The organism is Pseudomonas sp. AK106 (genome assembly GCF_053903055.1).
Map to the genome: position 1 here is coordinate 1541269 of NZ_CP096426.1, position 24751 is coordinate 1566019.

General features: G+C 62.4%; 28 protein-coding genes. 20 read left to right on the plus strand and 8 right to left on the minus strand.

Annotated elements, in window-relative coordinates:
- The first annotated feature begins 19 nt into the window (after positions 1-19).
- The 12 genes from cobO (at position 20) to M1E04_RS07065 (ending at position 10651) form a co-directional block, all read left to right on the plus strand.
- Positions 20-631 (plus strand): cob(I)yrinic acid a,c-diamide adenosyltransferase, encoded by a 612-nt coding sequence (cobO, locus tag M1E04_RS07010; protein ID WP_192133855.1) that lies wholly within the window; start codon positions 20-22, stop codon positions 629-631.
- A complete protein-coding gene (locus tag M1E04_RS07015) occupies positions 628-1929 on the plus strand; it encodes a cobyrinate a,c-diamide synthase (RefSeq protein ID WP_192133853.1) in 1302 nt (433 codons plus the stop codon). Before cobO ends, M1E04_RS07015 begins: the two co-directional genes overlap by 4 nt.
- 10 nt (positions 1930-1939) lie before the next feature.
- Entirely contained in the window at positions 1940-2590 is a 651-nt protein-coding gene (gene bluB, locus M1E04_RS07020; protein ID WP_192133851.1) for a 5,6-dimethylbenzimidazole synthase, read from the plus strand.
- Positions 2587-3495: an adenosylcobinamide-phosphate synthase CbiB gene (gene cbiB, locus M1E04_RS07025; RefSeq protein ID WP_296310169.1), complete on the plus strand. Its 909-nt coding sequence runs from the start codon at positions 2587-2589 to the stop codon at positions 3493-3495. Before bluB ends, cbiB begins: the two co-directional genes overlap by 4 nt.
- Entirely contained in the window at positions 3488-4480 is a 993-nt protein-coding gene (gene cobD, locus M1E04_RS07030) for a threonine-phosphate decarboxylase CobD (RefSeq protein WP_456292638.1), read from the plus strand. The genes cbiB and cobD overlap by 8 nt, the downstream gene beginning before the upstream one ends.
- Positions 4477-5946 (plus strand): cobyric acid synthase, encoded by a 1470-nt coding sequence (locus M1E04_RS07035; RefSeq protein WP_456292639.1) that lies wholly within the window; start codon positions 4477-4479, stop codon positions 5944-5946. The genes cobD and M1E04_RS07035 overlap by 4 nt, the downstream gene beginning before the upstream one ends.
- Positions 5946-6467: a bifunctional adenosylcobinamide kinase/adenosylcobinamide-phosphate guanylyltransferase gene (gene cobU / locus M1E04_RS07040; RefSeq protein ID WP_456292640.1), complete on the plus strand. Its 522-nt coding sequence runs from the start codon at positions 5946-5948 to the stop codon at positions 6465-6467. Before M1E04_RS07035 ends, cobU begins: the two co-directional genes overlap by 1 nt.
- Complete coding sequence (gene cobT, locus M1E04_RS07045) at positions 6464-7516, plus strand: nicotinate-nucleotide--dimethylbenzimidazole phosphoribosyltransferase (RefSeq protein WP_065992907.1); 1053 nt, start codon at positions 6464-6466, stop codon at positions 7514-7516. Before cobU ends, cobT begins: the two co-directional genes overlap by 4 nt.
- Positions 7513-8085, plus strand: coding sequence for an alpha-ribazole phosphatase family protein (gene cobC, locus M1E04_RS07050; RefSeq protein ID WP_192133842.1), 573 nt, complete (start codon positions 7513-7515; stop codon positions 8083-8085). The genes cobT and cobC overlap by 4 nt, the downstream gene beginning before the upstream one ends.
- Entirely contained in the window at positions 8086-8823 is a 738-nt protein-coding gene (locus tag M1E04_RS07055) for an adenosylcobinamide-GDP ribazoletransferase (protein ID WP_065992911.1), read from the plus strand.
- A gap of 233 nt (positions 8824-9056) precedes the next feature.
- The gene (locus M1E04_RS07060) at positions 9057-10028 is read left to right on the plus strand and encodes a GlxA family transcriptional regulator (protein WP_456292641.1); all 972 of its coding nucleotides are present in this window, start codon (positions 9057-9059) and stop codon (positions 10026-10028) included.
- A gap of 71 nt (positions 10029-10099) precedes the next feature.
- A complete protein-coding gene (locus M1E04_RS07065; RefSeq protein ID WP_369318668.1) occupies positions 10100-10651 on the plus strand; it encodes a glutathione peroxidase in 552 nt (183 codons plus the stop codon).
- A gap of 110 nt (positions 10652-10761) precedes the next feature.
- Here the strand turns inward: M1E04_RS07065 and M1E04_RS07070 are convergent, their stop codons facing one another.
- The 3 genes from M1E04_RS07070 to M1E04_RS07080 all read right to left on the minus strand — a co-directional run bounded on the left by M1E04_RS07070 (position 10762) and on the right by M1E04_RS07080 (position 13230).
- Positions 10762-12057 (minus strand): OmpP1/FadL family transporter, encoded by a 1296-nt coding sequence (locus tag M1E04_RS07070; RefSeq protein WP_065992919.1) that lies wholly within the window; start codon positions 12055-12057, stop codon positions 10762-10764.
- Between the two features lie 139 nt (positions 12058-12196).
- On the minus strand, positions 12197-12688 hold the full coding sequence (locus M1E04_RS07075) for a hypothetical protein (RefSeq protein WP_456292642.1): 492 nt from the start codon (positions 12686-12688) through the stop codon (positions 12197-12199).
- A gap of 317 nt (positions 12689-13005) precedes the next feature.
- Positions 13006-13230 (minus strand): hypothetical protein, encoded by a 225-nt coding sequence (locus tag M1E04_RS07080; RefSeq protein WP_065992924.1) that lies wholly within the window; start codon positions 13228-13230, stop codon positions 13006-13008.
- Positions 13231-13441: 211 nt separating this feature from the next.
- Here M1E04_RS07080 and M1E04_RS07085 point away from each other — a divergent pair, with 211 nt between their 5' ends.
- The 4 genes from M1E04_RS07085 (at position 13442) to M1E04_RS07100 (ending at position 17796) form a co-directional block, all read left to right on the plus strand.
- Positions 13442-13633 (plus strand): hypothetical protein, encoded by a 192-nt coding sequence (locus M1E04_RS07085; RefSeq protein WP_192133833.1) that lies wholly within the window; start codon positions 13442-13444, stop codon positions 13631-13633.
- Between the two features lie 675 nt (positions 13634-14308).
- Positions 14309-15673, plus strand: coding sequence for a DNA recombination protein RmuC (rmuC, locus tag M1E04_RS07090; RefSeq protein WP_167355836.1), 1365 nt, complete (start codon positions 14309-14311; stop codon positions 15671-15673).
- Positions 15674-16036: 363 nt separating this feature from the next.
- A complete protein-coding gene (locus tag M1E04_RS07095) occupies positions 16037-17488 on the plus strand; it encodes an NCS1 family nucleobase:cation symporter-1 (protein ID WP_410928647.1) in 1452 nt (483 codons plus the stop codon).
- Positions 17489-17670: 182 nt separating this feature from the next.
- Positions 17671-17796 carry a PA1414 family protein gene (locus M1E04_RS07100; RefSeq protein WP_122535674.1) on the plus strand — a complete coding sequence of 42 codons (126 nt, stop codon included), beginning with the start codon at positions 17671-17673 and terminating at the stop codon, positions 17794-17796.
- Between the two features lie 124 nt (positions 17797-17920).
- On the opposite strand, the gene M1E04_RS07105 is transcribed toward M1E04_RS07100, so the two are convergent.
- Positions 17921-18211 carry a hypothetical protein gene (locus M1E04_RS07105; protein ID WP_456292643.1) on the minus strand — a complete coding sequence of 97 codons (291 nt, stop codon included), beginning with the start codon at positions 18209-18211 and terminating at the stop codon, positions 17921-17923.
- A 418-nt stretch (positions 18212-18629) separates the two neighbouring features.
- Complete coding sequence (gene speB / locus M1E04_RS07110) at positions 18630-19580, minus strand: agmatinase (protein ID WP_065992936.1); 951 nt, start codon at positions 19578-19580, stop codon at positions 18630-18632.
- 165 nt (positions 19581-19745) lie between these two features.
- Between speB and M1E04_RS07115 the strand changes: the two genes are divergently transcribed.
- Positions 19746-20639, plus strand: a complete 894-nt coding sequence (locus M1E04_RS07115) for a LysR family transcriptional regulator (protein ID WP_065992937.1) — start codon at positions 19746-19748, stop codon at positions 20637-20639.
- A 10-nt stretch (positions 20640-20649) separates the two neighbouring features.
- On the plus strand, positions 20650-21240 hold the full coding sequence (locus M1E04_RS07120) for a tRNA-uridine aminocarboxypropyltransferase (RefSeq protein WP_456292644.1): 591 nt from the start codon (positions 20650-20652) through the stop codon (positions 21238-21240).
- 12 nt (positions 21241-21252) lie between these two features.
- On the opposite strand, the gene M1E04_RS07125 is transcribed toward M1E04_RS07120, so the two are convergent.
- The 3 genes from M1E04_RS07125 to M1E04_RS07135 all read right to left on the minus strand — a co-directional run bounded on the left by M1E04_RS07125 (position 21253) and on the right by M1E04_RS07135 (position 23630).
- Positions 21253-21474 carry a DUF6316 family protein gene (locus tag M1E04_RS07125; RefSeq protein WP_456292645.1) on the minus strand — a complete coding sequence of 74 codons (222 nt, stop codon included), beginning with the start codon at positions 21472-21474 and terminating at the stop codon, positions 21253-21255.
- A gap of 154 nt (positions 21475-21628) precedes the next feature.
- Positions 21629-22243 carry an NAD(P)H-dependent oxidoreductase gene (locus M1E04_RS07130; protein WP_456292646.1) on the minus strand — a complete coding sequence of 205 codons (615 nt, stop codon included), beginning with the start codon at positions 22241-22243 and terminating at the stop codon, positions 21629-21631.
- Complete coding sequence (locus M1E04_RS07135) at positions 22236-23630, minus strand: class II fumarate hydratase (RefSeq protein WP_456292647.1); 1395 nt, start codon at positions 23628-23630, stop codon at positions 22236-22238. Before M1E04_RS07135 ends, M1E04_RS07130 begins: the two co-directional genes overlap by 8 nt.
- 261 nt (positions 23631-23891) lie before the next feature.
- Between M1E04_RS07135 and M1E04_RS07140 the strand changes: the two genes are divergently transcribed.
- A complete protein-coding gene (locus tag M1E04_RS07140; RefSeq protein ID WP_065992947.1) occupies positions 23892-24428 on the plus strand; it encodes a DUF2059 domain-containing protein in 537 nt (178 codons plus the stop codon).
- 12 nt (positions 24429-24440) lie between these two features.
- A complete protein-coding gene (locus tag M1E04_RS07145; RefSeq protein ID WP_122535665.1) occupies positions 24441-24737 on the plus strand; it encodes a BolA family protein in 297 nt (98 codons plus the stop codon).
- Positions 24738-24751 lie beyond the last annotated feature (14 nt).

Genomic DNA, 24751 nt, shown 5'->3' on the forward strand with positions numbered 1-24751 from the left:
CCTCAAGCGGAGAGCTGAGATGAGCGAATCCCCCGAACGTGACGAACGCCACCTGGCGCGCATGCTGCGCAAAAAGGCGGTGATGGACGAGCGCATTTCCAGCGCGCCCAATGAATGCGGGTTGCTGCTGGTCCTGACCGGTAACGGCAAAGGCAAGAGCAGCTCGGCGTTCGGCATGCTTGCCCGCGCCATGGGCCACGGCATGCAGTGCGGCGTCGTGCAGTTCATTAAAGGCCGGCACAGCACCGGCGAAGAGCTGTTCTTCCGCCGCTTCCCTGAACAAGTGCGTTACCACGTGATGGGCGAGGGCTTCACCTGGGAAACCCAGGACCGCCAGCGTGACATTGCCGCCGCCGAATCCGCCTGGGCCGTGACCCGTGAAATGCTCAAGGACGCCTCCATCGGCATGGTCGTGCTCGATGAGCTGAACATCGCCCTCAAGCACGGCTATCTGGACCTGGAGCAGGTGCTGAGCGACCTGCAGGCACGTCCGCCGATGCAGCACGTGATCGTCACCGGTCGCGGGGCGAAGCAGGAATTGATCGACCTATCCGACACCGTGTCCGAAATCGGCGTGGTCAAGCATGCCTTTCAGTCCGGCATCAAGGCGCAGAAAGGCATCGAGCTGTGAGTGAGCGCCCACCGCGGCACTGCCCGGCAGTATTGATCGCCGCCCCTGCATCCGGTCAGGGCAAAACCACCGTCACCGCCGCACTGGCCCGCTTGCATCGCAATCAGGGCCGCAAGGTGCGCGTGTTCAAATGCGGGCCGGACTTTCTCGACCCGATGATCCTCGAGCGCGCCAGCGGCCATCCGGTGTACCAGCTGGACATGTGGATGATCGGCGAGGACGAAAGTCGGCGCCTGTTGTGGGAAGCCGCCGCGGAGGCCGACCTGATCCTCATCGAAGGCGTCATGGGCTTGTTCGACGGCACCCCGTCCAGCGCGGACCTGGCCCGGCGTTTTGGCGTGCCGGTGCTCGGGGTAATCGACGGCACGGCCATGGCCCAGACCTTCGGCGCACTGGCGCTGGGACTGGCGCGGTATCAGCCGGATCTGCCGTTTGCCGGCGTGCTGGCCAATCGCGTCGGCACCGTGCGCCACGCGCAGTTGCTGGAAGGCAGCCTGACCGAAGGCCTGCGCTGGTACGGCGCGCTGTCCCGTGAAACCGGCATTGAGCTGCCCAGCCGGCACCTCGGCCTGGTTCAGGCCAGTGAACTGAATGATCTGGACATGCGCCTCGACACTGCTGCCAACGCGCTGGCCAGCACCTGCGACGCTACGTTGCCGCCGGCCGTGACCTTCACCGCGCCCGACTTCGTTCCCGCCGAGCCGTTGCTGACCGGCGTGAAAATCGCCATCGCCCACGACGAGGCGTTCGCATTTTTCTATGGTGCCAGCCTTGACCTGCTACGAGAGATGGGCGCCGAACTGTCGTTCTTCTCGCCGCTCCGCGACCGGGAATTACCCGACGCCGACAGCCTGTATCTACCCGGCGGCTACCCGGAATTGCATCACACGGCGCTGGCCGAAAACCACAGCATGCTCGCCGCGATTCGTGCGCACCACGCCGCTGGCAAACCCCTGCTCGCCGAATGCGGCGGCATGTTGTACCTGCTCGATGCCTTGACCGATGTCGACGGCCAGCGCGCCGAAGGGGTGGGCTTGCTCAAGGGTGAAGCCGTGATGCAGAAGCGTCTGGCAGCCCTGGCCCTGCAATCGGTCGAGCTGCCGGAAGGCACGCTGCGTGGCCACACCTATCACCATTCCCTGACCAGCACCGAACTGACCCCCATCGCCCGCGGCCTCAGCCCCAATGGCGGGCGCGGTGCCGAAGCGGTGTACCGGGAAGGGCGCATGACTGCGTCGTACGTGCACTTCTACTTCCCCTCGAATCCCCAGGCGATGGCGGCGCTGTTTTTGCCATGAGCCCGCTCCTATGACTGACCACACCTTCACCGACCCCGAACGCGCTGCCGTTTACCGCGCCATTGCCGAACGGCGCGACATGCGCCACTTCTGCGGTGGCACGGTCGCGCCGGAGTTGCTGGCCCGTCTGCTCGAAGCCGCACACCACGCACCGAGCGTTGGCCTGATGCAGCCGTGGCGCTTTCTGCGCATCACCGACCCGGCCTTGCGCGCGCAGATTCAGGCGCAGGTGGAGGAGGAGCGCGTTCGCACCGCTGAAGCTTTGGGCGAGCGGTCTGACGATTTCATGAAGCTGAAAGTCGAGGGCATCAGCGATTGCGCCGAAGTGTTGGTCGCCGCGTTGATGGATGACCGCGACAAACATATCTTCGGCCGCCGCACCCTGCCGGAGATGGACATGGCTTCGCTGTCGTGCGCCATTCAAAACCTCTGGCTGGCGGCGCGTGCCGAAGGCCTCGGCATGGGTTGGGTGTCGCTGTTCGACCCCCAGGCCCTGGCCGATCTGCTGCAGATGCCAGCCGGTTCGAAACCCCTGGCGATTTTGTGCCTGGGCCCTGTGAAGGAATTCTACCCGGCGCCGATGCTGGTGATGGAAGGCTGGGCGCAGCCGCGCGCGTTGCAAGAGCTGGTCTACGAGAACACATGGGGAGTGATTGCATGAGTGTGGCGTTATTGAGCGTCGCCGGAGTCGCGCTGGACGCGCTGCTCGGCGAGCCAAAACGGAACCACCCGCTGGTGGCGTTCGGCCGTTTCGCCGAACGTATCGAACAGCGCCTGAACGTCGCCGGCCGGGGCTGGCGCAGCCATGGCGTGAGCGCATGGTTCATCGCCGTCATTCCGCTGACCCTGATCGCCACGTTACTCAGCTGGCTGCCGTTCGTTGGCTGGCTGGTGGACGTACTGGCGCTTTACTGCGCGTTGGGCCTGCGCAGTCTGGGCGAGCACGTCGAGCCGGTTGCCCAGGCGTTGCGCAGCGACAATCTGGACGAGGCGCGCCGCCGGGTCGGTTACCTGGTCAGTCGCCAGACCTCCGAGCTGGACAGCACTGAAGTGGCCCGTGCGGCCACGGAATCGGTACTCGAGAACGGCAGCGACGCAGTGTTTGCGGCGATTTTCTGGTTCGTCGTGCTGGGCGCTCCGGGCGTCGTGCTCTACCGCCTGAGCAACACCCTCGACGCCATGTGGGGCTATCGCAACGAGCGCTTCGAACGCTTCGGCTGGGCGGCGGCGAAAATCGACGACCTGCTTAACTACATTCCCGCGCGCTTGGTGGCGTTGACCTACGCGCTGCTGGGCAACACCCGACTGGCCCTGCGTTGCTGGCGCACCCAGGCCCCGAAGTGGGACAGCCCGAACGCAGGCCCGGTGATGGCGGCCGGTGCCGGTGCGTTGGGCGTCGAACTGGGTGGTCCGGCGATTTATCACGGCGAACTGCATGAGCGCGCGACCTTGGGCGAAGGCGTGCCGGCGGACGCTGACTCTATTGATCGCGGTTGGCAACTGGTGCAGCGCGGCGTGTGGCTGTGGTTGCTGATCTTGTGTCTGGGGACAGAATTTTATGCTTGAACATGGCGGCCGATTGCGTGGCGCAGTCCTGAAATACGGCATCGATGAGGCGGACTGGCTCGACCTGTCCAGCGGGATTTCGCCGTGGTCGTGGCCGATCCCTGCGATCCCCGAAGCGGCATGGGCGCGTTTGCCGGAAACCGATGACGGCCTGGAAATCGCTGCCCGTCGCTACTACGGCGCCACGGACGTGCTGCCGGTGGCCGGTTCCCAAGCGGCGATCCAGGCGCTGCCGCGTCTGCGTCAGGCGGGCAAGGTGGGCGTGCTGTCGCCGTGCTACGCCGAGCACGCCGAGGCCTGGCGCAACACCGGTTTTCTGGTGCGCGAAGTGCTGGAGCACGAAGTGGAGCGGTTCATCGACACCCTCGATGTGCTCGTCGTGGTCAACCCGAATAACCCCACCGGCCTGAGCCTGCCGCCCGAACGCCTGCTGGAATGGCACGCGCGTCTGTCCCAGCGCGGCGCTTGGCTGGTGGTGGACGAAGCGTTTATGGACAATACGCCGGAGTTGAGCCTGGCGGCGTACACCCAGCGCGCGGGCCTGATCGTGCTGCGCTCGTTCGGCAAGTTTTTCGGCCTGGCCGGTGTGCGCCTGGGTTTTGTGCTGGCGGAGCCGCGCTTTCTCAAAGTCATGGCGCGGCAGATCGGGCCCTGGTCGGTCAGCGGGCCGACGCGGATCATCGGTCAGGCCTGTCTCAACGATGTCGCCGGCCATCAACGCCAGCGTCAGCGCACCGAGCAGGCCAGCCAGCGTCTGGTGGACGTGCTCAATCGCCACGGCTTCGCGCCCAAGGGCGGTTGCGCGCTGTTCCAGTGGTTGATCACGCCGCTGGCGGAAGCGCTTTACGAATTCTGCGCACAGCGGGGCATCCTCCTGCGCATCTTCACCCACAACAGCAGCCTGCGTTTCGGCCTGCCCCGCGAAGAAGCGGATTGGCAGCGTCTGGAGCAGGCGCTGAGCGAATTCTCCCGGGAGCGCCCATGACACTCGGCAAAACCCTGATGGTTCAGGGCACCACCTCCGACGCCGGCAAAAGCACGCTGGTGACGGCGCTGTGCCGCTGGCTGACCCGTCAGGGCGTGCGCACCGTGCCGTTCAAGCCGCAGAACATGGCGCTGAACAGCGCAGTGACCGCCGACGGCGGCGAGATCGGCCGCGCCCAGGCCGTGCAAGCCCAGGCCTGCGGCCTCGAACCCCACACCGACATGAACCCGGTGCTGCTCAAACCCAACAGCGACACCGGCGCGCAAGTGATCATCCACGGTCGCGCCGTGACCACCATGAACGCCGTCGCCTACCACGACTACAAAGCCATCGCCATGCAGGCCGTACTCGCCTCCCATCGTCGCCTCAGCGAAGGCTGGCCGGTGGTGATGGTCGAAGGCGCCGGGTCGCCGGCAGAGATCAACCTGCGTGCCGGCGACATCGCCAACATGGGCTTTGCCGAAGCGGTGGATTGCCCGGTGCTGTTGGTGGCGGACATCAATCGCGGCGGGGTGTTTGCCCATCTGGTCGGCACCCTGGAATTGCTGTCGCCCAGCGAACAGGCGCGGATCAAAGGCTTCATCATCAATCGCTTTCGCGGCGACATCGCGCTGCTTCAGCCCGGCCTCGACTGGCTCGAACAGCGCACCGGCAAACCGGTGGTCGGCGTGCTGCCCTACGTGATGGACCTGCACCTGGAAGCCGAAGACGGCCTCGACCAGCGTCAGGCCGACAAGGCCGAGCAGGTGCTCAACGTCATCGTGCCGGTGTTGCCGCGCATCAGTAACCACACCGACTTCGACCCGCTGCGCCTGCACCCCCAGGTCAATCTGCAATTCGTCGGGCCGGGGCAGACGATTCCTGGTGCTGACCTGATCATCCTGCCCGGCTCGAAAAGCGTTCGCAGCGATCTCGCGTATCTGCGCGCCAATGGCTGGGACACCGCCATCAACCGCCACCTGCGTTACGGCGGCAACGTGCTGGGCATCTGTGGTGGCCTGCAAATGCTCGGCGAGCAGTTGCATGACCCGCTGGGGCTCGAAGGCGCTGCCGGGTCAAGCCCGGGCCTGGGGCTCTTGGCCCTGAGCACGGTGCTGGAAGAAGAGAAGCAACTGCGCAACGTCAGCGGTCGCCTGACCCTCGAAGACGCCGACGTCATCGGCTACGAGATTCATGCGGGCGTGACCACCGGCGCGGCGCTGGAACGTCCACTGGTCCAGCTCGCCGACGGCCGCTGCGATGGCGCGTGCAGCCCTGATGGCCAAGTGCTCGGCACCTACCTGCACGGTCTGTTCGAGAACCCGGCGTCGAGCAGCGCCTTGCTGCGATGGGCGGGGCTGCAGAATGTGCAGTCGGTCGATTACCACGCTTTGCGCGAGCGCGACATCGAACGCCTCGCCGATCTGGTGGAAACCCACCTGGACGGCACACTGCTGCGTGAGCTCTGCGGCCTGGAGCAACTCTGATGCTGCAATTGATCCTCGGCGGTGCGCGTTCCGGCAAAAGTCGGCTGGCTGAAAAACTCGCCAGCGACAGCGGCCTCGACGTCATCTATATCGCTACCAGTCAGCCCCTCGACGGCGAAATGAACCAGCGCGTCGCCTTGCACCGCGAGCGTCGTCCGGCGGAGTGGGGGCTGATCGAAGAACCTGTCGAACTGGCCCGCGTGCTCCGGGAAAACGCCGGGGAGGGCCGCTGCCTGTTGGTGGACTGCCTGACCCTGTGGCTGACCAATCTGCTGATGCTGAACGATCCGCAGCGCCTGGCTCAAGAGCGTGAAGCCTTGCTCGATGGCCTGGCTGAACGGCCGGGCGAGATCATTTTTGTCAGCAACGAAACCGGGCTCGGCGTCGTGCCCCTCGGTGAGCTGACCCGTCGTTATGTCGATGAAGCCGGCTGGCTGCATCAGGCGCTGGCCGAACGCTGCCATCGCGTGGTGTTTACCGTCGCCGGACTGCCCATGACCCTGAAAGGACCCGCACTATGAGTAACGCCTGGTGGCTCGCGCCTGCCCGAGACGTCGATCACGCCAGCCGCGACGACGCGATGGCCCGGCAGCAGCAACTGACCAAACCGACCGGCTCACTGGGCCGTCTGGAGCACGTCGCGGTGCAACTGGCCGGCCTGCAGGGTCGTCCGAAGCCGAAGGTCGATGAGGTCTGGATCGCGATTTTTGCTGGTGACCACGGCGTGGTCGCGGAAGGGGTTTCGGCGTACCCGCAGGCAGTGACCGGGCAGATGCTGCACAACTTCATCATGGGCGGCGCGGCCATCAGCGTGCTGGCCCGGCAACTGTCCGCGCAGCTGGACGTGGTCGATCTGGGCACGGTTGCGCCGCTGGACCTGCCGGGTGTGCGCCACCTCAATCTTGGCCCGGGCACCGCAAATTTTGCCCACGGCCCGGCGATGACGGAGGCGCAACTGCACGCCGCCCTCGAAGGCGGTCGCGACAGCGTGTTGCGCGCCAAGGCCGCAGGTACTCAGCTGTTCATCGGCGGCGAAATGGGCATCGGCAACACCACCGTCGCCAGTGCGCTGGCCTGCGCGCTGCTCGATTGTCCGGCCACCTTGCTGGTCGGCCCCGGCACCGGTCTGGATGCCGAGGGCGTGAGCCACAAGGCCCAGGTGATCGAGGGGGCCCTGCGGCTGCACGCCGACGCCGTCGGTGACGCCCTGGCCAGTCTGCGCGCCCTCGGGGGGTTTGAAGTGGCGGCGCTGGTCGGCGCCTACCTGGCCTGTGCGCAGGAGGGCATCGTCGTGTTGGTCGATGGCTTTATCTGTTCCGTGGCGGCGCTGGTGGCGGTGCGCATCAATCCGTCGTGCCGGGAGTGGCTGTTTTTCGGCCATCGTGGCGCCGAGCCGGGCCATCGTCTGGTGCTGGACGCGCTGCAGGCCGAGCCGTTGCTGGACTTGGGATTGCGTCTGGGCGAAGGCAGTGGCGCGGCGCTCGCGGTGCCGTTGTTGCGTCTGGCCTGTGAGCTGCATAACGGCATGGCGACCTTCGCTGAAGCCGCCGTGGCAGACCGCCCGGCATGACCTTGCATCTTGACCTGTTGCGCCACGGCGAAACCGAATTCGGCGGCGGCCTGCGCGGCAGTATTGACGATGCGCTGACCGACACCGGCTGGCAGCAGATGCGCGCGGCGGTGATTGATCGTGGCCCCTGGGACCGCATCGTCAGCTCGCCGCTGCAACGCTGCGCCCGCTTCGCCGACGAGCTGGCCGAGCGACTGGGCTTGCCCGTGGAGTTGGAAGCCGGTCTTCAGGAACTGCATTTCGGTGACTGGGAAGGGCAGAGCCCTGCGCAGTTGATGGAAACCGATGCTGCCGGGTTGGGCCGCTTCTGGGAGGATCCGTACGGGTTTACGCCACCCAACGGTGAGCCGGTTGAGGCGTTTGCCACTCGCGTGTTGGCTGCCGTTGAGCGGGTGCAGCGGGCGTATGACGGACAGCGCATTCTGCTGATCAGCCATGGCGGGGTGATGCGTCTGCTGTTGGCCCGCGCCCGCGGTCTGCCCCGTGAGCAATTGCTGCAGGTCACGGTGGCACACGGCTGTATGTTCGGCCTCGATGTCCAGGCCGACGGTGAGTTGACGGAGGTTTAAATGCTGCCGTTCTGGATCGCCTTGCAGTTCCTCAGCAGTCTGCCGATTCGCCTGCCGGGCATGCCGACGCCCCAGGAATCGGGACGTTCGCTGCTGTTCTACCCGCTGGTGGGGTTGCTGTTCGGCGTGCTGTTGATGGCGCTGAATCACCTGCTCGACGGCGCGCCGACCCTGTTGCATGCCGCCCTGCTGCTGGCGGCGTGGGTGATGCTCAGTGGTGGGCTGCACCTGGACGGCCTGGCCGACAGCGCGGACGCCTGGCTCGGTGGATTCGGCGACCGTGAACGCACGCTGCTCATTATGAAAGACCCGCGCAGCGGCCCGATTGCGGTGGTGACGCTGGTGGTGGTGTTACTGTTGAAATTCAGCGCTGTGCTGGCGTTGATTGAAGCGCACACGGGCATTGGCCTGCTGCTGGCGCCGGTGATAGGCCGCGCGGCGATGCTGGCACTGTTTCTGAACACGCCATATGTGCGCGCCGGCGGGCTGGGCCAGGCGCTGGCCGATCATCTGCCGCGCAAGGTCGGGGTGCAGGTGCTGGCAGCGGTGGCGGTGGTCTGCGTGCTCATCGGTGGCGGCGCGGCGGCGTGGGTGCTGGTCGTTTCCACGGGCGGTTTCTTCTGGCTGCGCCGGGTGATGATGCAACGTCTGGGCGGCAGCACCGGCGACACCGCCGGCGCGATGCTTGAACTGCTCGAAACCCTGGTGCTGGTGACGTTGGCGCTGATGTGGGATTGATGCAGTGTCCTGCCGCCGGCGTGCGGAGTAGGAGTAGGAGTAGGAGCGTGGCTTGTCCCGCGATCTGCCGGGAACCGGCAGCAAAATCCCGCGCGGCGGTGTGCCAGAAAGTCCGTAAGCAGACTTGCTGCCGCTGCGCGCCAGATCGCGGGACAAGCCACGCTCCTACAAACCCGCTACGCTAGCTAATCGAAGATTTATCCATGGTGTTCCGGACCAACCGGAGAGGTGTCATGCATAGCGTTGCGCTGGTGGTGTACCCGCAATTTCAGTCCCTCAGTCTGTCGGTCGGTTCCGTGCTGACCTGCGCGAACCTGATGCAGGGCGAGGCGGCGTATTCCTTTCATCTGGTGTCCGAAAGCGGCGGGGCGGTCATGTCGTCCGAAGGCTTCTCGGTCAACACCACGCCATTGCAGCCCGACGGTTACGACACCATCATTGTCAGCGGCTACATGGACCTGCAATTGCCCACCCCCAGCCTGCTTGAGTTCGTGCGCACCGCGTCGGCTCAATCGCGTCGCGTGGCGTCGCTGTGCACAGGCGGGTTTGTGCTGGCCGAAGCGGGCCTGCTCGATGGCAAGCGCGCGACCATGCACTGGATTCACGCCCCGGAGTTTCGCAAGCGCTACCCGAACATTCGCGTCGAGGACGACAAACTGTTCACCGTGGACGGCCAGATCTGGACCGGCGCGGGCATGAGCGCCGGGCTTGATCTCGCACTGGCGATGGTCGAGAACGACCTCGGCGCCGACATCGCCCGGCAGGTCGCGCGCAAGCTGGTGATTTATCAGCGGCGCGGCAGCGAGCATTCCCAGTTGTCGACGTTACTGGAGCTGGACCCCAAGTCCGATCGTGTGCAACTGGTGCTGGCCTATGCCCGCGAGAACCTCAAAAGCGATCTTTCAATAGACGCGCTGGCGGCCATTGCCCGCTTGAGCCCCCGCCAGTTCAGTCGGGTGTTTCGCGAGGAAACCGGCCAAACCCCGGCCAAAGCCATCGAATGCCTGCGGGTGGAAGTCGCGCGGGCGATGATGGAAACCAGTCGGCACCCCATCGAAGTGGTGGCCCGGGAAACCGGCTTCGGCGATCGAGAAAGGATGCGCCAGGCGTTTCTGCGCAACTTCGGCGAGCCGCCCCAGGCGATCCAGCGGGCGTTCATGGCGACCGAAAAGCCAGCTAATAGCCACGTTTCTGTGGCGCGCTAGGCATACATCGCGCGGCGGAGTAGCGTAGCGACAGCTCCACCTTTCCTGCCCGCTCATGAATGGACGTCACCATGGCCCTTCGCTGGATTCACGCGCCTTTGCTTCTGCTTGCCCTCAGTGGCGCCACCGCGGCCGCCGATTGCCCGCCACTGCTGCAGGGCGAGCTGCCCAAGCTGCGGGCGAAACAGGAGATCGACCTGTGCAAACAGTTCGCCGGAAAGCCGATGCTGGTGGTCAACACCGCAAGCTTCTGTGGCTTCGCGCCGCAGTTCAAAGGCCTTGAAGCCCTCAATCAGCGCTTCAAAAGCGAGGGGCTGGAAGTCCTCGGCGTGCCTTCTGATGACTTTCTGCAGGAATCCAAAGACGCTAACGAAACCGCCAAGGTCTGCTACGTGAACTACGGCGTGACCTTCACCATGACCGAGCCGCAGCCGGTGCGTGGCGCCGACGCCATCAACCTGTTCAAGGTGCTTGCCAGGCAGAGCAGCGCGCCAAGCTGGAACTTCTATAAATACGTGGTCGACCGCAAAGGCAACGTGGTTGCCAGCTTCTCCAGCAAGACCGCACCGGACGATCCCGAGCTGATTTCAGCCATCGAGAAGGCTATCGCCTCCAAACCGTAAAAACGCGCTGACGCAAAGCAGACGGGCCACAACGAAAAACCCCGCATCCATCGCTGGCTGCGGGGTTTTCTGTAGGGCGGACAGGTGATCGGCCTGTCCCGCCCACTGCATCAGAAGCGGTATGTCATGCCCACGCCGAAACCGTTGGCGCTGTTGTCGTACTTGGCGTTGTAGCTTTGGCCCAGCGCGTTCGCGTCGGCGACCTTGACCTTCTCTTCCTGCAAGTAGGAGTAGGCCACATCGATGGTGATGTCGTCGGTCGGGCTGTAACCGGCGCCCAGACTGAAGATCGTGCGATCGCCTGTCGGGATGCGCGGCGAGCGGTTTTCGTTGTTGGTCGGCGACTGGTCGAACGACAGACCGGTACGCAGCACCCACTGCTTGTTCAACTGATACGACGTACCCACGGCGTAGGCCCAGGTGTCGTGCCAGTTCTGCTCTTCCTTGATGGTGCCGACCAGAGACTGAGTAGCGTCGCGACGAGACACCGGCGTAATGCCGGAGTTTTGAACAGTGATGTCTTCCAGACGGCTCCAGCGCGTCCACGTTGCACCGGCGTACAGCTTCCAGGCGTCGTTCATTTTCTGAGTGACGGAGAAGTCGACGGTTTCCGGTGTATCGATGTTCAGCTTGGCGTCATAGCGACCGCCCGGCAGGATGGCCGAAGGCACGCCTGCACCCGGGGTCACTTCGGTGTGGCCTTCAAGCTTGTAGGTCACTTTGGAGTGGTAGGTCAGGCCAACGCTGGTGGTATCGGTGGCTTGCACCAGGATACCGGCGTTGAAACCGTAGCCGACGTCATCGCCCTTGACCTGCACGCGGCCGTCGCCGGTACGGGCGCCCAGCAGCGGGCTGACATTGAGTGCCGATTCCAGCGCGCCGGAAATACGGTTGATGGTCGGACCGAAACCGATCGATACCTTGTCGTTGAAGGCGTAGCTGACGGTCGGCTGGAAGGTCACGACCTTGACGATGCTCTTGCTGCCGAAGTTGCGGCCCTGGAAGTTGTCTTCATAGTCGGTGACCAGGCCGAATGGCGCGTAGACACCGAAGCCGAACGCCCAGTGCTCGTCGACCGGGTTCACGTAGAAACCCATCGGTACGGCGATGAAAGGCACCATGTCGCCTTTGTTCGAGCCGGTGCTGCGCCCGCTGGTGTCGGTAATGTCGGTGGAGGCATCGATTGCGGCGACCCCCACGGTCGCCTGAGCGCGCTTGAGGCGCGACATGCCGGCCGGGTTGCCGTACACGATGCTGGCGTCATCGACAGAAGAGGTACGGCCCGCAAAACCGGTCCCCATGCCGCTGATGCTTTGCTCATTCAGGGCAAAGCCGGATGCAAAAATCTGGGTGGAGGCAAGAGTGATGGCGAGACTGAGGCTGGATTTGATCATTGTTTTTTTCATTGTTAGAACTCCTTGTTGATCACCGCGCGGAAATTACCAATATTTCCGCCCCCGCGCCATAGCCCGAATCAGCCTATTTAGAGCGGTTTTTGTAGGACAATCCGGAAAGTTCGCAGGTTTTTTGTTGAATACCGATCGGTCACGAAATGGCCGTAGAGGGCTGAAACAAGGGGCTGACCCATGTTTGCCAAGCCAGGGTGAAATCCTGCAGTTGACCGCCGGGTTGAAATACCTCGCGCCACATCCGCGCCATCGCCAGCGAATCATCGGCATCCGGCAGCGACATATGGCTCGCTTCGACCATCAACCAGGCAATGGCGGTCGAGTAGCGCAGGTTGACGGTCAGTTCCAGATCGGGGCCGGTGAGAAACGCGTGCTGGCTGGCCAGGCCTCGAACCAGGCTGGCAAGGTCCGGATCGCGGGCGAGGTAGTGATCCCACAACTGGCGGTGCTGGGTGTCGGCGATGCTGTAAAGCCCGTGGCCGCGTGGGTTGTCCAGCTCGGCGCCTAACGCGGACTGGCTGGCGGCGACGCCCAGCAGCAGGGATTCGGCCGCTCGATTGTGTCGGCCGAGGTAGACGAGTGTCGGGCGGATGACATAGCGACACAGTTCACTGGCGGCGATTCCCATAACACCCTCGGGGAGTTGATGAGTCGGCAGGCCCTGGCGCTTGGCAGCAGGGATGGAGTGGGCCCACCGGCAGCGACCGGAGCCGCTGACTTGAAGTGTAGTGTGATATTTGCGGTGTAAAGGTCTGTTTTACGGTCAGTTCCCGCGCAGCGTCACCACGTTGACCGGTATTCATTACTGCAGCTGTCGCTTTTTATGTAAGTAAAACAGACACAAAAAAGCCCCACCGTTATCGGGTGAGGCCTTGTCGATGCAGCGATATTAACCGACGGACGGTATCAGGCAACGGTGTCAGGCAGCCATATCAGGCAGCCATATCAGGCAACCAAGGCCTGACGCGTACGGTCGATCACAGCCTGCAGCGGAGCGTCGCTGGAGTATTGATCCGGATACAAACGCTCGCTGTGGCGGGCGATACCGTGCTCGTTGACGATGGTGAAGCTGAAGCAGCCTTTGCGTGCTGCCATGATCAGGCAGTTCATTGGAGCAAAAGCGTTGGTCAGTGTACGAATAGCGTTTTGAGTCTGGATATGGGTAGTCATGTTATGGGTGTTTCCTGAATCGACACGCAATAAAAGGCGCGCAAAATTAAAACGTTCCAGTAAACGCGGACCGATGCTCGAATGCGAGTCAAGGGCAGGGCGCAGAACCTGTCTGGAACAAAAGCAGCCAGTTGAGCGCGTTTAAAGTGTGGCGCGGGGCTGACTGGTAGGTACTTAGGAGGGCAGGCAACACAACAAGAGCTAAGGTTCGATGCTCGAGGTGAAGATCCTGATCAATTTGCAGGCTGGTTGGGTAGAGCATGAATGTTTTACACACCCCTCCGTTTTGACGGCAGGTCGTGTGAGTTCATGTCTGGAAACCATCGAGGTGATCGATCCCTTTTTTCAATCCGTTCGCTCAGTTGGCGAACCGGGATTGGGGGATTTGTTCGATCAGAATTGACTTTCAGCTTGGTACTAACGGCGGCGATGCTAATGGAGTCGCTGGGGCAAAGCAAGCACTGATTTGCAATAAGGCAGACGTATGCCGGAAAGCGGGCGAAAGAGCGTACAGCATATCGGGCAGAAAAGGTGGCCCAGTGCCTTATTCCCGAGAATTTCCACTGGCGATGGGGGCTGTCGAAACGGGCTTATGAACAGACGAAATCAACTTGTGCACATTGCGAAAGGTATCTGTCATGTCACTGTCACGTCGGCCGCTAAGCGCTTGATTTAATGCAACGAATTATTAAGTCAATGAAAACCATCGTTTTTTTACGCTGGTGAAAAAATCGTCAGTTTGAACGCAGGCCCCATTCTACGTGCGTTTGCGAGAGCTTAAGGGGTGTTGTCCACTGAGTTATCCACAGGTTCTGTGGATTGTCCCAAGCGCCGGCTCTATCGCGGCGCTCTTGAAGCACCCGCTGGCGGTTTTCTTTTTCCGAGGCACTGATTTACCCGGATCGGACGTCGAGCCTGCTTCTGCGCATAATGCGGTCTGCATGAATGTCGGAGTCTGGATTTTATGGTGTTTGAGTTAACCAGCCTGTTGCTGGGTTTGGCGGTGGCAGCGGTGCCTTTGTTGGGGCTGGCGTGGCAGTTGCAGCGGCGTCTGGCGCAACGGGAAGCGGACACCGCGTTGCTCGACGAGCGCTTGAGCAATGCGCAGATGGCCCAGGATGGCTTGAATGCCCAGCTCGACGCCAGTCGCGACGAGATCAGCGACCTTGCCCAAGCCAATGCGGTCAAGCAGGCGGACCTGGCGGCCCTGCGCCGGGAAGTGGAATTGCTGCGCCAACAGCATGAGGGTGCGCGCGAGGCCCAGGAAGACTGGGGGCGCGAACGGGCCGTCAGAGAAGCCGAACTGCGTCGACTCGACGCCCAGTGCGCCTCGCTGGGCGCCGAGCTGCGTGAACAGCAGGAAAGTCACCAGCAGCGCCTCACCGACCTGCAAGGCTCCCGCGATGAGCTGCGTGCGCAGTTTGCGGAGCTGGCCGGCAAGATTTTCGATGAACGCGAGCAGCGCTTTGCCGAAACCAGTCAGCAGCAGTTGGGGCAGTTGCTCAACCCGCTCAAGGAACGCATCCAGTCGTTCGAAAAGCGCGTAGAAGAGAGTTATCAGAACGAAGCCCGCGAACGTTTCTCCCTGAGCAAGGAGCTGGAGCGCTTGCAGCAGCTCAACCTGCGCCTGAGCGACGAAGCCAACAACCTGACCCGTGCGTTGAAGGGGCAGAAGACCCAGGGCAACTGGGGCGAATTGATTCTGGAGCGGGTGCTCGAACATGCCGGACTTGAAAAGGGCCGGGAGTATCAGACTCAGGTCAGCCTGAAAGGCCCCGACGGCGAGCGCTTCCAGCCCGACGTTCTGATCATGCTGCCCGGCGACAAGCAGGTCGTGGTGGACGCGAAGGTCAGCCTGACGGCCTATCAACAGTACGTGTCAGCCGACGATGAGGTGATTTCCCAGGCGGCGCTGAAACAGCACGTGCTGTCCCTGCGCAATCACGTCAAAGGCCTGTCCGGCAAGGACTACAAACGCCTTGAGGGGCTGCACAGTCTCGATTTTGTTTTGCTGTTCGTGCCGATCGAGGCGGCGTTTTCTGCAGCGTTGCAGGCCGAGCCGAACATGTTTCAGGAGGCGTTCGACCGCAATATCGTGATTGTCAGCCCGACCACGCTGCTGGCAACGCTGCGGGTCATCGACAGCCTGTGGAAGCAGGAGCGGCAGAGCCAGAATGCGCGGGAGATCGCCGAACGGGCAGGGTGGCTCTATGACAAGTTCGTGCTGTTCATCCAGGACCTGGACGAAGTCGGCAACCGCCTTCAGCAGCTGGACAAGGCCTACGGCGCCGCGCGCAACAAGCTCGTCGAGGGGCGCGGCAATCTGGTCAGCCGCAGCGAACAGCTCAAGCTGCTGGGCGCGCGGGCCAGCAAGAGTCTGCCGGCGGATCTGCTGGAGCGGGCAATGACCGACCCGGATGGACTGGCCCAGCTGCCGGAGTGATTGCGGGCGTTAATCGAAGGGGAGGTGATGAGGCCAGGGCTTATAAGTTGAACCAAAGCCCGCGCTAATCGTATACACGTTCTCGTTCATCCATCAGCCCATTTCCTGCCCGTTAAAAATGCACCGACTTTGGTCACGGTGCACTGCGGGCAGGCGCGGCGTCTGCAAGCCCCTCTTTGAAAATCTGACATTTTGGCCTCATCGGCTGCCGAAACCCGGTGTCTTGGCGTCTTGCAAGCGCGTCACTTCGGCAATGGCACGCATTCTGCCTCCTGTTTCGTATACAACCCACACGCGCTCCCGTACGCAGTGTGTGCACGTGTGATGCCGGGAGCCGCTTCGTCCTTATGAGGGAGAAATGCGATGACCGAGCCATTGCCGAAGGGCTACAGCCCCCGGCTGTACAACGAGGACCTGGGCCCCGTGCCGCAGAAATGGACCTGGTACAACATTTTCGCGTTCTGGATGAGTGACGTGCACAGCGTGGGCGGCTACGTCTTCGCGGCCAGCCTTTTTGCCCTCGGGCTGGCGAGCTGGCAGGTGCTGATCGCGCTGCTGGCGGGTATCTGCATTATTCAGGTGATCGCCAACCTGCTGGCCAGGCCGAGTCAGCAGGCCGCCGTGCCCTATCCGGTGATCTGCCGTCTGGCCTTCGGCGTGTTCGGTGCGAATATTCCGGCGGTGATTCGCGGTCTGATCGCGGTGGCGTGGTACGGGGTGCAAACGTACCTGGCGTCCAGCGCGTTGATCATCGTGGTGCTGCGCTTCTTCCCACAGATGTCGGTCTACGCAGAGCCGCACTTTGCAGGTTTGTCTTACCTCGGCTGGTTCGGCTTCCTGGCGCTCTGGGTGGTACAGGCAGCTGTGTTCTGGACCGGGATGGACTCGATCCGCCGCTTCATCGACTGGGCCGGCCCTGTGGTCTACGCCGTGATGTTCATCCTGGCGGGCTGGATTGTCTGGAAGGCAGGCTGGGCCAACATCAGTTTCACCCTCTCCGAAAAATCGCTGACCGGCTGGGAGGCGTTTTCCCAAGTGATCATGGCCACGGCGCTGGTGGTGTCCTACTTCTCGGGTCCTACGCTCAACTTTGGCGACTTCAGTCGCTACTGCCGGAGCATGTCTGAAGTACGGCGCGGCAATTTCTGGGGGCTGCCGATCAATTTTCTGGCCTTCTCGCTGGTCACCGTCGTCATCGTTTCGGGAACGTTGCCGGTGTTCGGCGAGATGTTGCATGACCCGATCGCCACGGTGGCGCGCATCGACAATGACATCGCTGTGCTTCTTGGCGCATTTGCTTTCGTGACCGCGACGATCGGCATCAACATCGTCGCCAACTTCGTGTCGCCGGCGTTCGACTTCGCCAACGTCGCCCCCAGCAAGATCAGCTGGCGCGCAGGCGGGATGATCGCGGCGGTGGCGTCCATCTTCATCACACCATGGAATCTGTTCAACAACCCCGCCGTTATCCACTACACGCTGGACGTGCTGGCAGCGTTCATCGGGCCGTTGTTCGGCATCTTGCTGGTGGATTATTACGTGATCAAAAAGCAACAGATCGACGTCGACGCGCTGTTCAACGATGGGCCGACCGGACGCTACTGGTACACCGGCGGGGTGAATTACACGGCGGTGAAGGCGCTGTTGCTGGCAACCCTGGCAGGCATTGCCATCACCTTCATCCCGGCATTGCAGCCGATGGCGAACTTTGCATGGTTTACAGGATGTTTCCTGGGGGGTGGGGTCTTCTATCTGCTGGCCAGACGTCGCCAGGCCCATGAATGCGCGGTGATGACGCCCGTGGTGGCAGGTTGACGGCCCTGCCGTTTGTCGCGTGATGGCTTCGAATGACCGATTTGCAGTGTCACATCGTCATGCAAGGCGAAAAATTCCTGCCGCGACACTCGGTAGCAGGCGTAAAGTGCGCCTTAGCACTATGATCTGCTCCAGGCAGTTCGGACATTGGCTGCCGAGTATTTCCCTGAAGGGGGCGTTATATGAACAGCAAATTGCAAGAATGGCTTCACGATGTAGGCGTCGCGCTCGGGTTGATTGAAAAGCCAAAGCTGCAACCCATTCCCGTGCGCAGCAACGATGATGAGCGTCGTCGTCCACGCCGTTGAGTGCCCGGTAACACGTGTAAAAAAAGCGGCGCTATCGCCCGATAGCCCGCTCTGTTTTCCCCGACCGTTCGGTCACCTCTCCCGCATGATTCAGTTGCTTTTCCAAATCGATCCCGATTGCCCGTCAGTGGTGAGTTCTGCGTTTCTTCTCGACGAGAATCAGGTCAACCAGGCCCTGCAGCGTCAGTTGTCCGTAGGGTGAATGCGCGGACATAGCTGCTATATCGGCCTTGATCTGATTCGGAAGGACAACGCCAAAGTCGCTTTGCAGAAGTGAAAAAAATTCGTTGAAGTCGGCTTCATCCAGCTCAAGCGCGCTCAGCGTCACGTCCTCTTCTTCCTGAATCAGGGTTTTGTCGACCAGAATCTTTCCGATTGTGTCGATGACATGTTGTCTGACTTCGCTTCGCTTCATGGCAGGCCTCTGCTTTGATTCAAGTGGTAATCACCCCAACATCAAAAAACAGAGGGTTGTGGCAGAAATGCCCAGTGAGCAACCACCCTGAAAACCTGCGCTGCGATGCGCAACGTCGGCGGTCTCGGACTAAGGCTAGCCCAAGTTGGCGAGACACGAATGGCAGGTGTGTGCGGATTTTTTGTAACGGCGAGCAATGAAAGAACGGCGCGCCCGATGCCGCGCACACATGTGGGACCGGCTTCAGCCGGGAAGGCGTCAGGCGCTACGCCGCAAAATTGAGGGTGCTCATACAGGCCTCTTCCCGGCTGAAGCCGGTCCCACTAGAAAGCAGCGCGCCTGGCCTTATTGACACAGCGCACACCCATTGTGGGGCCGGCTTTAGCAGGGAAGGGGCCGGCGGTTCAAATGTGGTCTGTCAGCGGTGTGCGACGCCGGGCAGCACGCAGAGCATTTCGTAGAGCAGATTGGCGCCCAGCAACGAGGTGTTGCCGGTGGTGTCGTAGGGCGGCGAGACCTCGACGAGGTCGCAGCCGATCAGGTCCAGCCCCTGGCACCCACGGATGATTTCGATGGCCTGAATGGTAGTCAGCCCGCCGATCTCTGGCGTACCCGTGCCCGGCGCCCAGGCCGGGTCAATGCCGTCGATGTCGAAACTCAGGTACACCGGACCGCCGCCCACCTTCTCGCGCACTTCGGCCATCAGCGGCGCCAGCGACTTGTGCCAGCACTCCTCGGCCTGGACCACGCGGAACCCCTGCTTGCGGCTCCAGTTGAAGTCTTCGGCGGTATATCCCTGGGCACGCAGACCAATCTGAACCACCCGATCGCAATCCAGAAGACCTTCCTCCACCGCTCGGCGGAAGGTGGTGCCGTGGGCGATCTTCTCGCCGAACATGTGATCGTTGACGTCCGCGTGGGCGTCGATGTGCACAAGCCCCACCTTGCCGTGTTTCTTCTTCATGGCGCGCAGGATCGGCAGCGTGATGGTGTGATCGCCGCCGAGGGTCAGCGGGATGATGCCGTGCTCGAGAAAACCGTCGTAGGCCTCTTCGATGATGCGCACGGCGTCCAGCAGGTTGAACGTGTTGATCGCCACGTCGCCGATGTCCGCCACTGAAAGCGAGTCAAAGGGGGCGGCGCCGGTGGCCATGTTGTAAGGGCGAATCATCACCGATTCGGCGCGGATTTCCCGTGGGCCGAAGCGGGTGCCGGCGCGCAGGGACGTACCGATGTCCAGCGGCACGCCGACGAACGCCGCGTCCAGCCCGGCTGCAGTTTGCAGGTGCGGCAAGCGCATCATGGTGGCGATGCCGGCGAAGCGCGGCATTTCGTTGCCGCCCAGTGGTTGATGGAAAATCTTGTCCACGGGAATGCCTCATCGGTGGTAAGCAAAAGGGGCGGAAGCAAGCTTCCGGCATGGCCCTGATTCTGTTGACCGGACCCGCCGCGAACAATCCGTCAGGCGAAATACTTAGTTCAGATATTCCTGAAGTATCGGGTAAGCTGCGCGGAAAACCATCCTGGAAACCCCATGCCCAGCGCGCTTCCCGACCTCAAATTGCTGCGCATCTTCGCCTGTGTCGTGCGCCATCAGGGCTTTGCCAGCGCTCAGCAAGAACTCAATCTGTCGACCTCGGCGATCAGCACCTACATGAGCCAGCTTGAAGCCGCGCTCGGCATCGTGCTCTGTCATCGTGGGCGTGGCGGGTTCAGCCTGACCAGCAAGGGCGAGCTGTTTCATCAGGAAACCCTGCGCCTGCTCGGCGAACTGGAAGGCTTCGAGCTCTACGCCGCTGCGCTCAAGGGCGAGCTGCGCGGCACGCTCAATCTCGGCGTGCTGGACTCGACGGTCAGTGACCGCGCATTGCCCTTTGCGGAAGTCATCGGCGCCTACAGTGCGGAGCATCCGGCCGTGCATTTGCACCTTGCGGTGATGAGCCCCTACGAACTGCAGCTGGGCGTGCTGGACAACCGGCTGGACCTGGCGATCGGATCGTTTTCCACGCGCATGAACGGCCTGCTCTATCAGCCGCTGTACCGCGAGCAGCACTGGCTGTATTGCAGCAATCGCCACGCGCTGTATGCCGAGCGGCGCATTCCCGAGCCCGTCATCACTCAACAGCGCATGGTCGGACGCGGCTACTGGAGCCAGGCCGAACTCGCCCGTCACGGCTTCAAGCACAGCGCCGCGACCGTCGAGAGTATGGAAGCGCAGCTGATTCTGGTGCTGTCCGGCGCCTACATCGGTTACTTGCCCGAGCACTACGCGCAATCGTGGGTGGATTCCGGGCACCTGCGGGTCTTGCTGCCGGCAACCTTTGGCTATCAGGCGCCGTTCTCAATGATCCTGCGCCGCGGGCGCAGCCGTGAGCCGCTGATTCAGACCTTTCGTGATCTGCTTAAAGCGCAGCTCAATCCACTGTAGGAAACCGACGATGTCCCGTGCCCGCTGCGAACGCTGCCTGCGTCCGACCGATCATTGCCTGTGTGCGCTCATACCTGCTTTGGGCAGCCGGACGCGGGTATTGATCCTGCAGCATCCCAGCGAAGTCAATCACGCGCTCAACACGGCGCGCCTCGCAGCCCTGGGCCTTGAGAATGCGGAGTTGCACGTGGGGGAGGTGTTCGAGGATCTGACGCAATGGCTGAGCCGGCCCGGTTATCGAGCGTGTCTGCTATTCCCGGGGGAGGAGGCCGTGGCGCTGGCAGCCAGCAGTGCCGACGAAGTGCCTTTGCTGCTCGTCGTGCCTGATGGGACCTGGCGCAAGGCGCGCAAGTTGCTGCACCTCAACCCCTTGCTGGCGGCGTTGCCCAGGGTCGTGCTGACGGACGCGCCACCTTCACGCTATCGATTGCGCAAGGCGCCGGGGCCCGACGCGTTGTCGACGCTGGAGGCCATCGTCCATGCGCTGAACACGCTGGAGCCGGAGACATCATTCGAGGGCTTGTTGCGTCCGTTCGATGCACTGATCGACGGACAGATTGCGGCAATGGGCGAAGAGACGTTTCGCCGTAATCATTCGTAAAGGCGGGATCGGTCAGCCGTTGGGCGAGGAGGACATGCTTGGCTGATAAGCGCTGGCCGCCTGCATGCGACGGACATAGACCTCGGTTTCCCGTGCAGCGTCTTCCTTGCTCATGAACGGACCTTCGAGGGTGTTTTCCCGGGTGCTGAAGAAGTAGAGGCCATTGACACGGGAAACGCGGTCGCTGCGAAAACGAACAGTGGGGGCTGGATCTTGTTCACGCTTGCTTAACATGGCCTTCTCCGGGCATTGGGTTGGTACGCGAATGATCTGAATGGGCGACAGGCGCCGCCACAATGTGAGTCAGAGCATTTGAATAGTAGCGGTCTTAACGGTTCCATCAACTTGCACCCCCGCTTCCCCATTTTTCGAAGTGCAGGCACTTGATTTAGCGCTTCCCCAGCGCCTCGGCCTGACGAATCCACTGCTGACGCTGCTCCTCGGTAGAGGTGCGCACCGGCGAGAACTCCGTCAGGCGTGTGGTCTTGATCCCACAGAGTTCAAGGATGGTTCTGACCATCTGCCGATGGGCAGGGGCCTTGAAGACCCAGCGAAAATACCGCGACGGCGTGTCCATGGTCACCAGCAATTCCGCTGTCCGGCCCTTCAGCAACTCGTTGGAAGGGTGGTGCCTGCCATGGGCCTTGAAGGCAAAGCCGGGCATGAATATCCGGTCGAAGAATCCACCGAGCAGGCTCGGCAAACCGCCCCACCAGACCGGATACACAAACACCAGATGCTGTGCCCAGTGCACCTCGCGCTGGGCTTCAAGCAGATCGTGTTCCAGGGTCTGGGCGGACTCATAGCCACCGCGCAGCACCGGGTCGAAATCCATTTCGTCGAGCTTCAGCACCCGTACCACATGACCTTTGCTGCGCGCGCCCTGGGCATACGCCTCGCCCAGCGCGTGGCCGAGGCTGATGCTTTTCGGCGTGCCGATGATCATCAGGATGCGTTTGCCATAGCCCTCCAGTGGCGTGGCGCCGCTGATGGATTCAGCCATTGCTGCCGGCCTCGAGCATTTTTTCCGGGCGCACCCAGGCGTCGAACTCGGCGTCGGTGAGGAAGCCCAACTGCAGCGCCGCTTCGCGCAGGGTCAAGCCTTCGCTGTAGGCTTTCTTGGCGATCTGCGCCGACTTGTCGTAGCCGATGTGCGGGTTCAGCGCGGTCACCAGCATCAGGCCGCGCTCCAGATGCTCGGCCATCTTGGCGGCATCCGGTTCCATGCCGGCAATGCAGTGCTCGTTGAAGTTGCGGCAGCCATCGCCCAGCAAGCGGATCGATTGCAACAGGTTGTGGATGATCACCGGCTTGAACACGTTCAGCTGCAGGTGGCCCTGACTGGCGGCGAAGGTGATCGTGGTGTCGTTGCCCATCACCTGACACGCCAGCATCGACAGCGCTTCGCACTGGGTCGGGTTGACCTTGCCCGGCATGATCGAGCTGCCCGGTTCGTTGGCCGGCAGCTTTACTTCAGCCAGGCCCGCACGTGGGCCGGAACCCATCAGGCGCAGGTCGTTGGCGATCTTCATCAGGGTCACGGCCAGGGTTTTCAGCGCGCCGGACAGGGCGGTCAGGGGCTCATGGCCGGCCAGCGCGGCAAACTTGTTCGGTGCGGTGACGAAGGGCAGGCCGGACAGCGCGGACAATTCGGCGGCAACGGCCTCGGCGAATCCGTGGGGCGAGTTCAAGCCGGTGCCGACAGCGGTGCCGCCCTGGGCCAGCTCGCACACCGCAGGCAACGCGGCGCGGATGCTTTTTTCAGCGTAATCGAGCTGGGCGACGTAGGCCGAGAGCTCCTGGCCGAAGGTGATGGGCGTGGCGTCCATCATGTGCGTGCGGCCGGTTTTCACCAGTTTCATGTGCCGCGAGGACTGCTCGGACAGACCGTTGGACAGTTCGGCGATCGCCGGCAGCAGTTGCTCTTTCACCGCTTGCACGGCCGCGATGTGCATCGCGGTGGGGAAGCAGTCGTTGGAGCTTTGCGAGCGATTGACGTGATCGTTGGGGTGAACCGGCGATTTGCCGCCGCGAACGCCACCCGCCAGTTCGTTGGCACGGCCGGCGATGACTTCGTTGACGTTCATGTTGCTCTGGGTGCCGCTGCCGGTCTGCCAGACCACCAGGGGAAACTGATCGTCGAGCTGGCCTTGCAGCACCTCGTCAGCGGACTGCTCGATCAGGTTGGCAATATCGGCCGGCAGGTCGCCGTTGCGATTATTGACCCGCGCCGCGGCTTTTTTGATCAGCGCCAGCGCGTGCAATACCGGCAGCGGCATGCGCTCCTGGCCAATGGCGAAGTTGATCAGGGATCGTTGCGTCTGTGCCCCCCAGTAAGCGTCTTCGGGGACGTCGATCGGACCTATGCTGTCGGTTTCGGTACGGCTCACTGGACTCTCTCCTTAAGATCGATTGGCGCAGTTTAGTAACCGGGGGAGTCGGTGGGTTCCCCGTGGCTGCTGTGCGGTCGGAACAGGTGCGCACAGTGTGCGACAAAACGCCCGGGCCGGTCGCCTTAAACCTTCGTGCGGGCGAGGGCGTCACGCCTGCGGGATAACCGCTCGTAGGGTCGGGGGTTGAGGGAAATGCGCAAAGGGGCGCAGAATGGCCGGCCTTGGGGTTCTGCCTCGCCTGCTAGATAAGGAAACTCGATGACCCGTCTTCGTGCCATTTGTGCTGCGGTTGCTCTGGTATGTGCCAGCGGCCAGGTTCTTGCCGATACCGCCAGCCATGAAGCCAGTGCTGTAGCGTTCCTCAAACTGGCTCACGCCGATCAACTGGGTGCGCCGGTTTACATGCAAGTCCAGCAGATGTTCGCTCAGCGCTTCGCTGAAACCAAAGCACCTGCGTCCAAGCAAGCCACTCTCGAAACCTATCAGGGCAAGGCCAACGCCGCGCTGGATCAGGTGATCAGCTGGCCAAAACTGCAGCCTGACATGGTCAAGCTGTACACCTCGAATTTCACCGAAAGCGAGCTGAAAGACCTGGTTGCCTTCTATCAGTCGCCACTGGGCCAGAAAGTCCAGGCGAAGATGCCGCAGATCAGCCAGCAGTCGTTTCAGCTGACCCAGAGCAAACTGGAAAGCGCGGTGCCTGTGGTCAACAAGCTGCTTGCCGACATGACCAAGGAACTGACCCCGGCCGGCGCCAAGCCAGCTGCACCGGCCGCTCCTGCCAAGAAGCCATAAGCGAAGCCTGACATGAGCATGCAACAGCGAATCGAATCCGCGTTGACGGTCTTTCAGCCCGAGTACCTTCAGGTGCTCAATGAAAGCCACATGCACAGTCGCGGCACGGACACTCACTACAAGGCGGTGGTGGTCAGCGAGCAGTTCGCCGGCCTCAACGCGGTCAAGCGTCACCAGAAGGTCTACGGCCTGCTCGGTGGCCTGATGGGTGAGTTCCACGCTCTGGCGCTGCACACCTACACACCGGAGGAATGGGCGAAGCTCGGCTCGGCGCCGTCTTCACCGACCTGTGCGGGTGGGCATGACTGACGCCTGCCCCCCGA

What these genes read in the sequence shown, in the direction of transcription:
- M1E04_RS07075 (WP_456292642.1), bottom strand. Translation starts at nt 12,688, where the DNA reads ATGGGAATCGCCGCCAGTGAACTGTGTCGCTATGTCATCCGCCCGACA.
- M1E04_RS07115 (WP_065992937.1), top strand. Translation starts at nt 19,746, where the DNA reads ATGCCCAGCGCGCTTCCCGACCTCAAATTGCTGCGCATCTTCGCCTGT.
- M1E04_RS07065 (WP_369318668.1), top strand. Translation starts at nt 10,100, where the DNA reads ATGGCCCTTCGCTGGATTCACGCGCCTTTGCTTCTGCTTGCCCTCAGT.
- M1E04_RS07035 (WP_456292639.1), top strand. Translation starts at nt 4,477, where the DNA reads ATGACACTCGGCAAAACCCTGATGGTTCAGGGCACCACCTCCGACGCC.
- cobD (WP_456292638.1), top strand. Translation starts at nt 3,488, where the DNA reads ATGCTTGAACATGGCGGCCGATTGCGTGGCGCAGTCCTGAAATACGGC.
- cobO (WP_192133855.1), top strand. Translation starts at nt 20, where the DNA reads ATGAGCGAATCCCCCGAACGTGACGAACGCCACCTGGCGCGCATGCTG.
- cbiB (WP_296310169.1), top strand. Translation starts at nt 2,587, where the DNA reads ATGAGTGTGGCGTTATTGAGCGTCGCCGGAGTCGCGCTGGACGCGCTG.
- M1E04_RS07140 (WP_065992947.1), top strand. Translation starts at nt 23,892, where the DNA reads ATGACCCGTCTTCGTGCCATTTGTGCTGCGGTTGCTCTGGTATGTGCC.
- M1E04_RS07100 (WP_122535674.1), top strand. Translation starts at nt 17,671, where the DNA reads ATGAACAGCAAATTGCAAGAATGGCTTCACGATGTAGGCGTCGCGCTC.
- M1E04_RS07080 (WP_065992924.1), bottom strand. Translation starts at nt 13,230, where the DNA reads ATGACTACCCATATCCAGACTCAAAACGCTATTCGTACACTGACCAAC.
- cobU (WP_456292640.1), top strand. Translation starts at nt 5,946, where the DNA reads ATGCTGCAATTGATCCTCGGCGGTGCGCGTTCCGGCAAAAGTCGGCTG.
- M1E04_RS07055 (WP_065992911.1), top strand. Translation starts at nt 8,086, where the DNA reads ATGCTGCCGTTCTGGATCGCCTTGCAGTTCCTCAGCAGTCTGCCGATT.
- M1E04_RS07095 (WP_410928647.1), top strand. Translation starts at nt 16,037, where the DNA reads ATGACCGAGCCATTGCCGAAGGGCTACAGCCCCCGGCTGTACAACGAG.
- M1E04_RS07085 (WP_192133833.1), top strand. Translation starts at nt 13,442, where the DNA reads ATGCTCGAGGTGAAGATCCTGATCAATTTGCAGGCTGGTTGGGTAGAG.
- M1E04_RS07125 (WP_456292645.1), bottom strand. Translation starts at nt 21,474, where the DNA reads ATGTTAAGCAAGCGTGAACAAGATCCAGCCCCCACTGTTCGTTTTCGC.
- cobC (WP_192133842.1), top strand. Translation starts at nt 7,513, where the DNA reads ATGACCTTGCATCTTGACCTGTTGCGCCACGGCGAAACCGAATTCGGC.
- bluB (WP_192133851.1), top strand. Translation starts at nt 1,940, where the DNA reads ATGACTGACCACACCTTCACCGACCCCGAACGCGCTGCCGTTTACCGC.
- M1E04_RS07130 (WP_456292646.1), bottom strand. Translation starts at nt 22,243, where the DNA reads ATGGCTGAATCCATCAGCGGCGCCACGCCACTGGAGGGCTATGGCAAA.
- cobT (WP_065992907.1), top strand. Translation starts at nt 6,464, where the DNA reads ATGAGTAACGCCTGGTGGCTCGCGCCTGCCCGAGACGTCGATCACGCC.
- M1E04_RS07120 (WP_456292644.1), top strand. Translation starts at nt 20,650, where the DNA reads ATGTCCCGTGCCCGCTGCGAACGCTGCCTGCGTCCGACCGATCATTGC.
- M1E04_RS07060 (WP_456292641.1), top strand. Translation starts at nt 9,057, where the DNA reads ATGCATAGCGTTGCGCTGGTGGTGTACCCGCAATTTCAGTCCCTCAGT.
- M1E04_RS07105 (WP_456292643.1), bottom strand. Translation starts at nt 18,211, where the DNA reads ATGAAGCGAAGCGAAGTCAGACAACATGTCATCGACACAATCGGAAAG.
- M1E04_RS07145 (WP_122535665.1), top strand. Translation starts at nt 24,441, where the DNA reads ATGAGCATGCAACAGCGAATCGAATCCGCGTTGACGGTCTTTCAGCCC.
- M1E04_RS07070 (WP_065992919.1), bottom strand. Translation starts at nt 12,057, where the DNA reads ATGAAAAAAACAATGATCAAATCCAGCCTCAGTCTCGCCATCACTCTT.